Here is a 13,487-nt window from a genome sequence, read left to right on the forward strand (position 1 = left end):
GGGATCAGTTGAGTGGCGGCGTGATGCCGAGGCGGAACAGGGTCGCCTGGGTGGTGTCGGTCAGCTCGCCGACCCCGACGACGCTCCAGAGCTCCTCCTCCAGCTTTTTCGCCTTGTGAATGGCAAATTTGGCGATGTAATCCAGCTCGTTGGCAATGAAGTTGGTGTCGGGGCGCCCGGTGCGGGAGACGCCGACCAGCACCGAGTAGAACTCCCCTTCCTGTAGTGCCAGCTCAATAAACTGGCGCTTCTCCTTCACGCCAGTGAACTCGCTGGCGAGACGGCTGCGGAAGATGGGCAGGCCCGCTCTGGTCTGGATGCTGGCGATGTAGACCTCCTCCTCCTTCGGCTTGTCCTCCCGCTCTATGCTGCGCAGCGGCGTCATCAGCAGCTCCTTGAGCAGCTCTCCCTGAAACAGCGGATAGAGGTTCTCCTGCTCCGGCAGCTCGGCGCAGGCGGTGAGCAGCCGTTGCAGGCTGCGCGGCTTGAGCGACTTGCCGATGGAGGCGGGTTTGGGGGCCCCCTTCAGCTTGTTGATGTAGACCGGCGAGTTGAACAGGTGGTGGGTGTAGATGTTGCGCAGGGCGCGGGCCAGCCCGCGGTAGCGACGCTGCTCCTGCGCTGCCTTGAGCTTGTTCTGGTTGCTTTCGATCAGCAGGCTGAAGAACTGGCGACCTGTGTGGCGATCGGAATCCCCCTCGATGCAGAGATGCAGCACGGTACGGGTCATGTTGAGACTGACCAGCCGATAGGAGAGATGCTGCAAGTCCATGCTCTTGGAGAGCTCCTGCAGGCGGGGCAGGGCAATGGTCACCACATCGTTTTTCTCGCCGACAAACGCCTCTTCCAGCTCGATCTGCAGGCCATGGGCCGAGATGTCGCGGGTCCAGCCCAGCCAGGACTTGCCGTTGTGGTGGATGGCGACTGCCGTCTTGTGGATGTAGCGCAGCTCCTTGCGCAGCTGGACATAGTGCAGGGTCTCGATCTCGAAGGGGGCAACCCCCTGCTCGTGGCCAAAACGCTGCAACTCGTTGGCGTTGCTGCCAGCCTCCCCCTCCTGATAGAACTCTTCGCGCTGGGACTCCTGACTGATCTCCTGCAGCAGGCCGCAATAGCCAATCTGCTTGAGTCGCTCGAGCAGCAGTATGTCCTGCAACTGCGGGTTTTCGAGCCCCTGCAGCTGGCCGACATCCGCTTCGAGCAGTTCGCACGCCTCCAGCGTGAACTTGTAGACGCGCCAGCTGGGGCGGCGTGAGCCCACTTGGAAGAAGAGGGCGGTCAGGCCGCTCTGGCGCAGCTCTTCGGCAGTTGCCGAGAAGAAGTAGATGTGGCTGCGCACCGTGTGGGTGAAGCAGTAGATGAGGGTTTCGCTGGTGGCACCGGGGGCGGGGCAGAGTCGCTTCATCCGCTCGGCATTGAAGAGCCCCGCCAGCGCATCGCGGTTCTTCTCGTCACGCCAGTACTCCAGCAGATGCTGGTTGTTCTCGGTGCGCAGGGCAATCTCGAGGCAGGGGCTGTCGCCGGTCCCGAAGAAGAGCGGCATGCCGGTCATGCGTGGCAGGTAGAACTGCTCGTACCCCTTGATGATGGCGGCCGAGAGCAGGTAGTCGACGCTGACCCGGTAGCGCACCTTGTTGACTTCGATGAACTCTTTCAAAAAAGCGTCAAAGGCGGGTTGCTCGCCAGTGCGCACCAGCCGCAGCCAGAATTTTCCCTCTTTGCTCTCTTCCCCGAGGATCTGGTAATTGACCGGTTGGTGCAGTACCGGGTTGGGGTTGTCGCGTTCCAGCCCGGTGAAGAAGACCTCGACCTGAGCGCCGGTATGGTAACTGGGTAGATAGGGCACCGAGATGCGCATCCCGCCGAGGGAGAGATCGGAACTCTTGGCAAACAGCTTTTCACCATCCGGCAGCTTGAGCAGTACCGGCGAGCTGAAGTGCATCCGCTCCTGACGGCGGCCGTAGTAGCTGGCGAAGGCGATGGTATTGACATCATATTGCCTGAACGGACTGGCCGGCGGGGTGAGGTGGCCATCGACGCGAGCGTGGTGCTGCTGTTTTTGCCACTGTTGCAGTGCCTCGTTGACCCCTATGGTATAGGCGTCACGGTAGAGATAGCACTGGGACTGGAACAGGTTGATCGCCTCGGCCGGCATGAAGTGGGTAATGCCGTCGAACTCATGGATCAGACACTCATCTGCCAGCTCATCGCGCATGTCGATGACCCTGCGGCACGGAGAGCATTTGCGTTTTAGCTCCATTTTGAGCAGAAAACGGCTGTTGCTGTTCTCTTCCTGGGTCATGCGGTTGAAGATCTCCTCGAAATCTTTCTCCCGCAACAAGGGGACAAGTTGTTCAATCAGATATTGTTGGTGTTCTGAATCCATGTGTTCCTGCCACGGAAAGTCACTTTTCCGATTCTGGGTTTGATCTGTCGGTCGCAAACAAGTATATCAAGCAGGAATTCATCCTGTCCCCGAGTAATCAATGGCCAAAAATAAAACTGCTTATGTTTGTTCCGAATGTGGTGCCGACTTCACACGCTGGCAGGGCCAGTGCAGTGAGTGCAAGGAGTGGAACACCATTACCGAGGTGCGCCTCGGGTCGGTGACTCCTGCCGGCAAGAGTGCCCGTTATACCGGTTATGCCGGTGCAATTGGCAGTCAGGTGCAGACACTGGCAGAGATAGCCACTACCGAGATCCCCCGTTTCTCCTCCGGTTTCAAGGAGCTGGATCGGGTTCTTGGCGGCGGCGTGGTACCAGGCTCTGCCATTCTTATCGGTGGCAACCCGGGGGCGGGCAAGTCGACCCTGCTGCTGCAGACCATGTGTGGTCTGGCCGAGCGGATGAAAACCCTTTATGTCACCGGTGAGGAGTCCCTCCAGCAGGTGGCGATGCGCGCCAATCGCCTCGGCTTGCCTACCGACAAGTTGCGGATGCTGTCGGAGACCAGCGTCGAGCAGATCTGCCTGATTGCCCAGCAGGAGCAGCCGCAGATCATGGTGATCGACTCCATCCAGGTGATGCATGTGGCGGATGTGCAGTCGGCGCCCGGTTCCGTCTCGCAGGTGCGGGAGGCGGCAGCGCTGCTCACTCGCTACGCCAAGCAGAACCACGTGGCCATCTTCATGGTGGGCCATGTGACCAAGGATGGTACGTTGGCCGGCCCCAAGGTGCTGGAACACTGTATCGACTGCTCCGTGCTGCTCGACGGTGGCCATGACTCCCGTTTTCGTACCTTGCGCTCCCACAAGAACCGTTTCGGAGCGGTCAACGAGCTTGGCGTCTTTGCCATGACTGGGCAGGGAATGCGGGAGGTCAGCAATCCCTCTGCCATTTTCCTTAGCAGGGGAGAGGAGCAGGCTCCCGGCTCCATCGTGATGGTGATTTGGGAGGGCACCCGACCGCTGCTGGTAGAGCTGCAGGCATTGGTGGATTACTCCCAGCTCTCCAATCCGCGCCGGGTGGCGGTGGGGATGGATCACAACCGGCTCGCTATGCTGCTGGCTGTATTGCACCGCCACGGTGGTCTGCAGATGGCGGATCAGGATGTCTTCATCAACGTGGTTGGCGGCGTCAAGGTGGAAGAGACCAGTGCTGACCTGGCCCTGCTGCTGGCCATGGTCTCCAGTTTCCGCGACCAGTCGTTGCCCAAGGATCTGGTGGTGTTTGGCGAGGTCGGGCTCTCCGGCGAAATTCGCCCGGTGCCGTCCGGTCAGGAGCGACTGCAAGAGGCGGCGAAACACGGTTTCCGCCGCGCCATCGTGCCGCACGCCAACGCCCCCAAGCACCCTATCGAAGGGATGGAGGTAGTGCCGGTCAAAAAGTTGTCTGATGCGCTTGAGGCGCTGTAATCCGGTGCAGCTAAAAGACTATGTCTTGGGATGAACGTAAATAAGAAGAGCGCCAAGGCGCTCTTCTTATTTACGGGATTACGGGGAAATATGGAACGTCAGGGCTGGCTGTGTTCCAGATGCTCGCTCAGCAGCTGCTCCAGCTCCCGGTGCAGCAGCTCCTCATCACCCACATTGAGTTCGATCATCCGCCTCAGGTGGGTAGCGCTGTCGATGTCGATGTGATGGCAGTAGAAGCCCAGCTTCTTGCTGGCCTCATGGTTCAGCTCTACCTGCATCTTGATCTCGATGTCACTGCCGCTCAGGACAAAGCTCAGCTGGTACTCTTTGTTCTCATTGCTCACCCAGTCGTCAGGCCGGATTAGCAGCGCACCCTGCAGGGAAATATCGACAAGCTGAGTGCGCCACTTGCGTTCCCCCTGCGTGAGTTCAGCCATGGTCAAGTAGAGGATCCGTGCAAAACGGCGGCGCTCAGACATGCTCATCTCCTTGTATGCAATCAGTGTGGACCCGATGGTCATTGCTTTGAGTGTAATCCACCTTGACTGCCCATATCTTGAACTTGCTCCGAAAATGGCGTTCAAGCCTGTTGTGCACTAAGGGATTCCACCACATGGAGTGCTTTGACCAGACGATCTTCCTGTTTGAAGCGCTCCTCCAGCACAGGACCCAATTCATTGAGGTCATCATCGAGCAGCAGCAGTTGGGCTTCATCGGCCTCGCTGTACTTGTCGTTGAACTCGAGAGCCAGTTCGGTGCTGGTACGGATATGGGGATAGATGCGTTTGGCGAGCTCCAGCGTTTCGCCGCTGGCCTGCTCGAAGGCGGTGACCACGTGATTGTAGATTTCGAAGTGGCCTGCGCTGACGTAGTCGACCAGTCTGTCACAGAAGTGCTGCAGCTCTTCGGGTTTGGGCAGGCATCGCTGTTTGGTTCGGGCCGGAGTAAGGCCAGCCAGCCGCATGTATTCGACCAGCAGGGCTTGTCTTGCGTCCAGCCAGTCGTCGATAGCCTTGTGTTTTCCTGCCAGCGCCTGTTTGGTCTGTTCCAGTTTCGTCAACATAATCCCTCCATGGGGCAAGGCCGGGCGATTGATGGGGCTTCCTAGCCGTTTGAACAGTGACACACCCTATAACTAGGGAAAATCTGACCAAGCGTCAATAGGCTTGCCGGGATATTGTTAAGTGGTATTGAGGTGGGTGTCAAATTGAGCTTGTTGAAGGGCGAGAGGCCGGTTGGTTCAGGGTTTTTCAGGGCTGGAATGTGACTTTTTCCGCAGATCTTGATGAAAACCCCAGCGTTTGACGCCCCCTGCTCGATAAAGCCTTTGCTTGAGCGTTTTTTTTTGCATAGAGTGACCCAGCGCTAAATGCCCGATCATAAAGGAAATGTTATGAACAAAGCTCAACTTGTCGATGCGATTGCCGCCAAAGCAGATCTGAGCAAAGCTCAGGCCAAAGTGGCTCTGGAAGAGATCATCAATGGTATTACCCAGAGCTTGAAAGAAGGTGATGCTGTGCAGCTGGTCGGTTTTGGCACCTTCAAGGTCACCCACCGCGCAGGCCGCACCGGCCGTAACCCGCAAACTGGTAAAGAGATCCAGATTGCTGCAGCCAACGTGCCTTCATTCGTGGCTGGCAAGGCTCTGAAAGACGCCGTCAAGTAAGTCTTAAAGTCTGTTTTGTCCAATGCCAGTCAGCTTGCTGACTGGCATTGTTTTTATTGGGGCTTTCAGTTTTACCCTTCCATCTCACCTACCTTGGTTTGCGCAAGGAGCACTCTGCGCGTCAGGCCGTCTGCTGCGCGGCCGCTGGCAATGGCCAGATCCGCTCATAGGCCCAGGTAAAGAGAATGATGTAGACGAGGTAGAAGGCAACGAAGCCGAGATCCAGCAGTAGCGCTTCCCACAACCCCAGATCGAGCCAGAACATGACGCAGGGGAGGGAGAGCATCATAAAGCTCGCTTCGTAGCCAAACGCATGCAGGAAGCGATCAAGAGGGCGCTTGTTGGTGCGCCCGCACAGAGTCAGTAGCGCCTTGTCAAACAGCAGGTTCCAGCCATAGGTCCATGCAGTGGCGACGATGGAGAATAAGATCGCCAGTGAACCGACCTCGGCGACACCCTGGCCAAACAGCTGGCTGATAAGCGGGGCAACCATGGCCAGACCAATGCCTTCATAGAGAACCAGATAGCGGAGCCGATCCGAAGTGGTGCGCAGATGGGTACTACTCATGGGTGATGTGCCTCCTGTGGGAGGCGCATTCTAATGAGCAGTTGGCCAAAAATGAAGCAATTTGTCGCTGGCCAGCTGCTGTGTGGTGTGTTTCCCGCCCTTATGCTGCAGGCGCTGTCACTTGGGTATGGAGCGTGAATCCCTCCTCAGCAGGATTGAGCTGCACCCTGACCTCTCCCAACTCTGCGAGCGAGGTAACATGGGTACCGCCACAGGGGATGGTCACCTCCTGGCCTTCCAGCGTGCAGTGCCAGTAGCGCGAATCGATGATCGCCTCGCCTGCGCGGCTACGGCGGATCTCGCCCCTGGCTGTAATCCAGTCGGCCAGCTGCTGGTTGGCCTTCTCTTCAATCAACGCCAGATCTGCCAGCAGCGCCTCGCTGTTGACCCCTTTCTTGCGCAGGCTCTTGCCGATTCGGTACTGCTCCCGCGAACCGCAAGGCTCGACCCGCGAGCTTTGAATAGCAAGACGATCGAAGTCAGGCTGGCCCAGTGCATCGCGCTCGCTTACCTCCTTGCGCCAGTAGGGGATGAGTACCCGGTTGAGGGCCATCGCGGCCAGATGGCAGCCGCTATGGCCCAGACTCAGGGCGTAGCGGGCCGCGCTATCGACCTGCAACTCGACCCGACTGCCGACAGGCAAGTTGTGCTCGCCCGCCAAGGGGTGTACCACGACGAACCGCCATCCCTCTGCCCCCCGTTTTACCGGAATATCGGCGTCGACGAACAGCTCGCCATCCGGGCTGATAGCCCCCATACGGCAAGGGCCAATGGCGGCTTCGCCCCCTTCCCAGCGAGCATGGCCTACGTCCCCCGGCTGATCGGGCCAGAGGTGGCTTTGGGGGTGAAAGGGGGTGAGGTCGGTGACCAGCAGCGTGGTTTCACCGCGCTGGCAGCAGACCACGCTGGCCTGCTCCTGATGATGGCCCAGCACGAAGCTGACTCGGGTATGTTCCATGGCAAGGCTCCCGCAACGATAGATGAGAAGAGAAAGCGGCAGCATACGCCAAAGTGCGAGGAGGCTCATTAACCAGTGTTAATGAGCCTCCTGTTTGGTGACTGGTTGCTAGATCATGGCAACCAGCAGGTAGGCATTGAGCCCGATCACCAGTGCAACGATAAGACGGCCGATGGCCTGGGTGACCGGATGGTTGCGATGTTGCCCCATCAGCGCCCGATCACCGGTCAGCATCAGCAGCGGGATCAGCGCCAGCGCGATGCCAAAACTCAGGATTACCTGACTCAACACCAATATCTCTGTCGTGTTGAAGCCCATGGCGATCACCACGAAGGCGGGGGTCATGGTGATGGCGCGGCGCAGCCAGAGCGGGATGGTGAAGCGGACAAAACCCTGCATCACTACTTGCCCAGCCAGCGTCCCCACCACGGTAGAACTGATGCCGGAGGCGACCAGCGAGAGGCCAAACAGGGTGGCCGCCGCCTGACCCAGCAGCGGGGTGAGGGTTTGGTAGGCTGACTCCAGCTCCGCTACCTGCTGGTGGCCCGAGCTATGAAAGGCGGCCGCCGCCATTGCCATCATCGCCAGATTGACGAAGCCGGCGATGGTCATGGCGATGGCCACATCGACCCGGGTGGTATGTAGCCGCTGGCTGACCGAGCCCTGAGCCTGCGTGTGCTGAGTCAACGCCGAGTGCAGATAGATGACGTGGGGCATCACGGTGGCACCGAGCACACCGGCGGCCAGATAGACGGCATCGCTGTTGGGCAGACCGGGGAAGATCGCCCCTTCCAGCAGGCTCGGCAGATGGGGGCGGGAGAAGATCAGCTCGACGATGTAGGCCGCCGCGACAAACAGCAACAGGCCACCGACCACGAACTCCAGCGGCTTCTGGCCACGGGATTGCAGCATCAGGATCCCCCAGGTGACCACGGCAGTGATACAGGCTCCTTCCAGCAGGGTCACGCCAAGCAGCAGCTTGAAGCCGACGGCGGCGCCGATAAATTCGGCGAGATCGGTGGCCATGGCGATAATTTCCGCTTGTACCCAATATGCCCAGACCGCCGGTTTCGGCAGTCGGTCGCGGATATGCTCAGCCAGATTCTTGCCGGTGACGATGCCGAGCTTGGCCGAGAGGGTCTGCACCACCATGGCCATCAGGTTGGCCCATACCACCACCCAGAGCAGCTGGTAGCCGAAAGTAGAGCCGGCTTGAATATTGGTGGCGAAGTTGCCCGGATCTATGTAGCCAATGGCAGCGATAAAGGCGGGCCCGAGCAGGGTCAGTTTGAATTTGCGGCTTGGAATCGTTGTAGTCAGTGCGGGTTGCATGGCATCACCCTCCATCAGGATATGGAGAGAGAATAGATCTAAATGATAATTGTTATCAATTGGTCTTTTGTATCATATCCATCGGGAAAAACTTTTGAGGTCGTCAGTTGCAGTGAGGGATGCGATTTCGTACAATACTCCGCCCTAGAAAAGCAGCGACTAAACACCATTATGTTCCTTGCCTCCGAGGTCTGGCTGCACCTGGGCGGAGGCTGAATTAATCCGTAAGGAGCTAAAATGCGTCATTACGAAATCGTCTTCATGGTTCATCCGGACCAGAGCGAGCAAGTTCCCGGCATGATCGAGCGTTACACCGGCGCCATCACCACTTCCGGTGGTACCATTCATCGCCTGGAAGATTGGGGCCGTCGTCAGCTGGCTTACCCGATCGACAAACTGCACAAAGCCCACTACGTTCTGATGAACGTAGAAGCAGAGCAAGCCGTTATCGATGAGCTGGAAACCAACTTCCGCTTCAACGATGCCGTTATCCGCAACATGATCATGCGCACCAAGCACGCCGTGACTGAAGTTTCTCCGATGGCCAAGGCCAAAGAAGAGCGCTTCACCCGTCGTGACGACGAGCGCCGCGAAGAAGCTACTGAAGCTGCTTCCGAAGAGTAATTCTGGATCACTGACTAGAGGATAAAGGCCATGGCACGTTATTTCCGTCGTCGTAAGTTCTGCCGCTTCACCGCCGAGAACGTTACCGAGATCGACTACAAAGATATCGTTACTCTGAAAAACTACATCACTGAATCTGGCAAGATCGTACCGAGCCGTATCACCGGTACCCGCGCCAAGTATCAGCGTCAGCTGGCACGCGCCATCAAGCGTGCTCGTTACCTGGCTCTGCTGCCGTACACCGATCTGCACAACAAGTAAGAATCGGCCCGGCACTTAAGCCTAACTCAACGAAATTTATAGAGGAAAGGTAATGCAAGTTATCCTGCTCGACAAAATCGCCAAACTGGGCGGTCTGGGTGACCAAGTTTCCGTGAAATCTGGTTATGCCCGTAACTACCTGATCCCGCAAGGCAAAGCTGTTATGGCCACCAAGGCCAACATCGAAGCTTTCGGTGCTCGTCGCGCTGAGCTGGAAGCCAAACTGGCTGCCAACAAAGCTGCTGCTGAAGAGCGTGCTGCCAAGCTGGCCGAACTGGCTACCGTGGTTATCGCTTCCAAGTCTGGCGACGAAGGCAAGCTGTTCGGTTCCATCGGTACCCGTGACGTGGCTGAAGCCATCACTGCTGCCGGCGTAGCCGTTGCCAAGAGCGAAGTCCGCATGGGCAACGTTCTGCGTAACACCGGTGACTACGAAGTTGCTGTTCAGCTGCACGCTGACGTTAAAGCAACCGTACAGATCCAGGTTGTTGCCCTGTAATAGCGATTCGCTTTTGCAGAAAAAACCCGCGCACTTGCGCGGGTTTTTTATTTTCAGGCCCGGGGGTAGAGTGAAGCTCTGTTCCTCTGGAGGAGATCTCTATGGCCTGGGTCGAAGGTCGCGTCATCGAACGCATCGAATGGACACCCACTCTGTTCTCCCTGCGGGTAGCGGCCGATCTGGCCCCCTACAAGGCAGGTCAATTCACCAAACTGGCCCTTGAGCAGGGCGAGCGGCGCATTCAGCGCGCCTACTCCTTCGTTAATCCTCCCTCTGCGCCATACCACGAGTTCTATCTGGTCGAGATCCCGAGCGGTGAGCTGACCCCTTCCCTCGGCTCACTGCAAGCGGGCGATACCCTGCTGGTGCAGTCTCTGGCCACCGGCTTTCTGACACTGGATGAGGTACCGGCCGGACGCGATCTCTGGCTGCTCTCGACCGGCACCGCCATCGGCCCCTTCCTCTCCATGCTGGCCGAGGGCGAGGCCTTCAACCGTTTCGACAATCTGGTGCTGGTACATGGGGTGCGCAAAGGCGAAGAGCTGAGCTATCAGGCTTTGATCGCCAGCTTTGCCGAGCAACATGGCGAGCGCTTTCGCTATGTCCCCTTTGTCAGCCGCGAGCCGTGGCCCGATGCAATGGCGGGACGGATCCCGGCAGCGATTGCCAGCGGCCAGTTGCAGCAGCGGGTAGGGTTGGGGTTCTCACCCGAGCTGAGTCAGGTGCTTATCTGTGGCAATCCGGAGATGGTGAAAGAGACCCAGCAAACCTTGCTGGCACTGGGGTTGGCCAAGAACCTGCGGCGGGCACCCGGCAATATCAGTGCGGAGAACTACTGGTAACGCAGCATAACGGCGGGGCCGCTCGGCCCCTGCTCATTTGATTACTGGTTGTTGCCCTGCGGAGCGGGCATCTGGTTGGTGCTGGGGGGCTGATTGCGATTCTCTTCGCTCTCGACATTGACTCTCATCCCCTTGCAGTCAGAGGGAATATAGTCGTTTACCCCCAGATCGAGGCACTCTTTCTGGCTCCAGCCAAACTGCTTGTCATCCCAGTCCAGATTGAAGGTCATCGCATCGACAGAGAAGGTTGAGCCGCTGCTCTCCTGGGATGGTTGGTCTGCATGGGCTGCGCCGGCGAGCAGCAAGAGTGAGAGGAGCAAAGGGGTCGTTCTGTTCATGATGGCCTCGGATAATTGCAACGGCGGATGAGTATACGTCAGCGGGCTGAACCCGGGCGGAATCGCATCCCATCTCGCCACACGATGAAGTCAGGAGGGGGATTGTAGCGCTTTTCTGCTGCCAATTTGTCCGTTTTGGTCGCACTCTGGGCAGCTGGTTTGCAATATGAAGGAATTCAGGTGTTTGCCCTTCTCTGAACGGCTCTGCCGACTATAATCGGCAGCCAACTTTTCCTGCACTGCACCACAGTTTCACCATGACCACACAGGACGCTTCCGCGCTGCGCTATCCCAAGGGATGGTTCGCGCTCACCACGGTATACAGTTTTACCGGGCTGGCCATTTTGGCCTCTATTATCTTCTCCCTGCTGCTGTTTCTCTCCATCGATGACAACCCGCTGATGAAGTGGCTGTTTGGCGGTCTGGCGATCATTTTCGAGCTGGGCAAGTTCTACGTCTGGTACGAGTACGGCGAGCGCAAGGCGCGCCGGGATCTGAGTGGTGCCTTCTGGTCGTTGCTGTTCTACAGCGTGCTGGCGGCCATCTCTATCGGTGGCAGTATCGGTGGTATCAACAGTGCCACCAATACGGTGCTGAGCCAGCAGGCGCGCCATGAACGGGAGATCGCCCGTTTTGACGAACAGATCGCCAGCATCGAGCGGCAGATCCAGCTAAACGAAGAGGCGGCCCGCAAATATATCGAGCTGGAGCGCATCTCCAGCGGCGTCTCCTCGTTGCAGCACGCCAACACCAAGCTGCGCTTGCAGCAGGATGAACTGCGTCAGCAGCGCGATGCGAAGCCGGTCAACGAGCAATCCTCCATGCTGGGGCTGATGAGCAGTCTGGCGGACGGGGTCGGGATGAGCATCAGCCAGGTGCAGTTTCTGCTGGTCTGTTTCCTCTCGGTGCTGCTCGACGTATTCGGTGCCTTCTTCGTCAGCCTGATCGGTGAGGAGAGCCGTTTTCGCCGGATGTGGCGCTGGCAGCAGGCACGCGCCCGTGCCGAGGAGCAGGAGGCCCTGGCTCAGGCAGCCCAGCCCGAGCCCATGCAGCCGCCGGAGCCTGCACCCGAGGTGCTGGCACAGGTGCGCGGCGCGCTGGAGAGCGGTGAGCTCAAGTGCAGCAAGCGCTCGGTGGCGCAGGCACTGTCACTTTCGCTGGAGGAGGTGGATCGGGTGTTCCACCATCTGCTGTCGCAAGGGGTGTTGGGGCAGGGGAGCAATCGCCACTACTACCTCAACTCGCAGCCGGTGCAGTAACGACAGCGACAAAAAGGCCACCGATGGGGTGGCCTTTTTCGTATCTGATTCAGTTGGTCAGCACCATCATCAGGCTGAGGAAGGCGGCCAGTCCGCCACCGATGCCGATGATCCAGTAAAACCCCTTGGCCCCCTGTTTGAGCGGGATGCGGAAGTAGAGCAGGAATGCCCACCACCCCAGCGCCAGCAACAGAGGAATAAGAAACATTCGAGCCATGGTCTCCTCGCTGTTATTCTGTTGACCCTCGATGCATCAACAGGATGGCTTGTGCAATGACGCAACTACAGATTACCGCATTCGGCGACCCCTCGGTACTCAAGCTCAATCCCTCTCTCGACAAGGTGCCTGCCGATGGCGAAGTGCGGGTGCGTATCTGCTTTGCGGGGGTCAACCCCATCGATGCCAAGACCCGGGCCGGTCTCGGCTGGGCGGCTGCCCAGAACAAGGACAAGCTGCCCTGGACGCCCGGTTACGACGTGGCTGGCGTGGTGGAGCGAGTGGGTCCCGGCGTGGCCTCGCTGGCCGAGGGCGATCTGGTGTGCGGCATGGTCGGGTTTCCCCTTGCAGCCGGTGGTTATGCTGAATCCGTGGTGGCGAGCGAGCATGAGCTGGTGAAACTTGACGGGGTGAGCCTCCAGCAGGGGGCGGCGCTGCCGCTGGCGGGACTCACCGCCTGGCAGGGATTGTTCGAACATGGTGCCCTTAAGGCGGGGCAGCGAGTGCTGGTTCTGGCCGGGGCTGGTGGTGTCGGTCATCTGGCGGTGCAGTTTGCCGCTGCTTATGGCGCTCACGTGGTAGCCACGGCGAGCGGCGACAACCACAGTTTCCTCCATAGTCTCGGGGCGAACCGGATGGTGGATTACCATCAGGCCGAATGGTTCGCCGAGGTGATCGCCGATGGCCAGTTCGATCTGGTGCTGGATCTGGTGGGTGGCGAGAGCGGCAAGGCGGCGCTGGCGTGCGTCAAGCCGGGTGGCCGGCTGGTGACTGTGCCCACCATCACTGCCCAGCTTATCAAGGATGCCGGCGCGGCTGCCGGTATCGAGGTGGTCGGTATGCTGGTGCACCCCGATCAGAAGCAGCTGAGCCAGATGCTGATGCTGCTGCGCCAGGGTGAGGTGAAAATTGCCATCGCCGGTGAATTTGCCCTGAGCGAAGGGGCGCTGGCCCATCAGCGCATCGAAGGGGGCCATGTCCGCGGCAAGCTGCTGCTGCGCATGCCCGCCGCCGACGGTTATCCTGCATGAACTGGATGATGGCGATGACGCATGTTGTGGTTGTTGCT

16 protein-coding genes are annotated in these 13,487 nt (G+C 58.9%); 8 read left to right on the plus strand and 8 right to left on the minus strand.

The features are described 5' to 3' along the window. Positions 1–4 precede the first annotated feature (4 nt). Complete coding sequence (locus I6L40_RS05715; RefSeq protein WP_071913601.1) at positions 5–2,386, minus strand: PilZ domain-containing protein; 2,382 nt, start codon at positions 2,384–2,386, stop codon at positions 5–7. A 100-nt stretch (positions 2,387–2,486) separates the two neighbouring features. Between I6L40_RS05715 and radA the strand changes: the two genes are divergently transcribed. Beyond that, positions 2,487–3,854, plus strand: coding sequence for a DNA repair protein RadA (radA, locus tag I6L40_RS05720; RefSeq protein WP_041209114.1), 1,368 nt, complete (start codon positions 2,487–2,489; stop codon positions 3,852–3,854). 98 nt (positions 3,855–3,952) lie between these two features. On the opposite strand, the gene I6L40_RS05725 is transcribed toward radA, so the two are convergent. After that, complete coding sequence (locus I6L40_RS05725) at positions 3,953–4,333, minus strand: PilZ domain-containing protein (protein WP_041209115.1); 381 nt, start codon at positions 4,331–4,333, stop codon at positions 3,953–3,955. Positions 4,334–4,434: 101 nt separating this feature from the next. Continuing rightward, positions 4,435–4,917, minus strand: a complete 483-nt coding sequence (locus I6L40_RS05730; protein ID WP_033112959.1) for an Rsd/AlgQ family anti-sigma factor — start codon at positions 4,915–4,917, stop codon at positions 4,435–4,437. A 330-nt stretch (positions 4,918–5,247) separates the two neighbouring features. Between I6L40_RS05730 and hupA the strand changes: the two genes are divergently transcribed. Then, on the plus strand, positions 5,248–5,520 hold the full coding sequence (gene hupA / locus I6L40_RS05735; RefSeq protein WP_005340484.1) for a nucleoid-associated protein HU-alpha: 273 nt from the start codon (positions 5,248–5,250) through the stop codon (positions 5,518–5,520). 121 nt (positions 5,521–5,641) lie between these two features. Here the strand turns inward: hupA and I6L40_RS05740 are convergent, their stop codons facing one another. From I6L40_RS05740 to I6L40_RS05750, 3 genes are all read right to left on the minus strand, one after another. Further along, positions 5,642–6,088, minus strand: coding sequence for a PACE efflux transporter (locus I6L40_RS05740; RefSeq protein WP_216995111.1), 447 nt, complete (start codon positions 6,086–6,088; stop codon positions 5,642–5,644). A 100-nt stretch (positions 6,089–6,188) separates the two neighbouring features. Further along, the gene (locus I6L40_RS05745) at positions 6,189–7,046 is read right to left on the minus strand and encodes a hypothetical protein (RefSeq protein ID WP_216995112.1); all 858 of its coding nucleotides are present in this window, start codon (positions 7,044–7,046) and stop codon (positions 6,189–6,191) included. A gap of 108 nt (positions 7,047–7,154) precedes the next feature. Next, a complete protein-coding gene (locus tag I6L40_RS05750) occupies positions 7,155–8,378 on the minus strand; it encodes an Nramp family divalent metal transporter (RefSeq protein WP_071913607.1) in 1,224 nt (407 codons plus the stop codon). Positions 8,379–8,615: 237 nt separating this feature from the next. Here I6L40_RS05750 and rpsF point away from each other — a divergent pair, with 237 nt between their 5' ends. The 4 genes from rpsF (at position 8,616) to I6L40_RS05770 (ending at position 10,604) form a co-directional block, all read left to right on the plus strand. After that, positions 8,616–9,002 (plus strand): 30S ribosomal protein S6, encoded by a 387-nt coding sequence (gene rpsF / locus I6L40_RS05755; RefSeq protein ID WP_005308887.1) that lies wholly within the window; start codon positions 8,616–8,618, stop codon positions 9,000–9,002. 30 nt (positions 9,003–9,032) lie between these two features. Further along, positions 9,033–9,263, plus strand: coding sequence for a 30S ribosomal protein S18 (gene rpsR, locus I6L40_RS05760; RefSeq protein WP_005308890.1), 231 nt, complete (start codon positions 9,033–9,035; stop codon positions 9,261–9,263). A gap of 52 nt (positions 9,264–9,315) precedes the next feature. Then, the gene (rplI, locus tag I6L40_RS05765; RefSeq protein WP_005340490.1) at positions 9,316–9,762 is read left to right on the plus strand and encodes a 50S ribosomal protein L9; all 447 of its coding nucleotides are present in this window, start codon (positions 9,316–9,318) and stop codon (positions 9,760–9,762) included. Positions 9,763–9,863: 101 nt separating this feature from the next. Further along, entirely contained in the window at positions 9,864–10,604 is a 741-nt protein-coding gene (locus I6L40_RS05770) for a ferredoxin--NADP reductase (protein ID WP_216995113.1), read from the plus strand. A 41-nt stretch (positions 10,605–10,645) separates the two neighbouring features. Here the strand turns inward: I6L40_RS05770 and I6L40_RS05775 are convergent, their stop codons facing one another. Further along, the gene (locus I6L40_RS05775) at positions 10,646–10,942 is read right to left on the minus strand and encodes a hypothetical protein (RefSeq protein WP_041209119.1); all 297 of its coding nucleotides are present in this window, start codon (positions 10,940–10,942) and stop codon (positions 10,646–10,648) included. Positions 10,943–11,199: 257 nt separating this feature from the next. Between I6L40_RS05775 and I6L40_RS05780 the strand changes: the two genes are divergently transcribed. After that, positions 11,200–12,201 carry a Preprotein translocase subunit SecY gene (locus I6L40_RS05780; protein WP_216995114.1) on the plus strand — a complete coding sequence of 334 codons (1,002 nt, stop codon included), beginning with the start codon at positions 11,200–11,202 and terminating at the stop codon, positions 12,199–12,201. A 49-nt stretch (positions 12,202–12,250) separates the two neighbouring features. Here the strand turns inward: I6L40_RS05780 and I6L40_RS05785 are convergent, their stop codons facing one another. Continuing rightward, positions 12,251–12,418 carry a hypothetical protein gene (locus I6L40_RS05785; protein WP_162516863.1) on the minus strand — a complete coding sequence of 56 codons (168 nt, stop codon included), beginning with the start codon at positions 12,416–12,418 and terminating at the stop codon, positions 12,251–12,253. Positions 12,419–12,474: 56 nt separating this feature from the next. Here I6L40_RS05785 and I6L40_RS05790 point away from each other — a divergent pair, with 56 nt between their 5' ends. Then, on the plus strand, positions 12,475–13,449 hold the full coding sequence (locus tag I6L40_RS05790; protein ID WP_216995115.1) for an NADP-dependent oxidoreductase: 975 nt from the start codon (positions 12,475–12,477) through the stop codon (positions 13,447–13,449). The last annotated feature ends 38 nt before the right edge of the window (positions 13,450–13,487 follow it).

Origin of the sequence: Aeromonas sp. FDAARGOS 1410 (assembly GCF_019048745.1) — a bacterium.
GTDB lineage: Bacteria > Pseudomonadota > Gammaproteobacteria > Enterobacterales > Aeromonadaceae > Aeromonas > Aeromonas jandaei.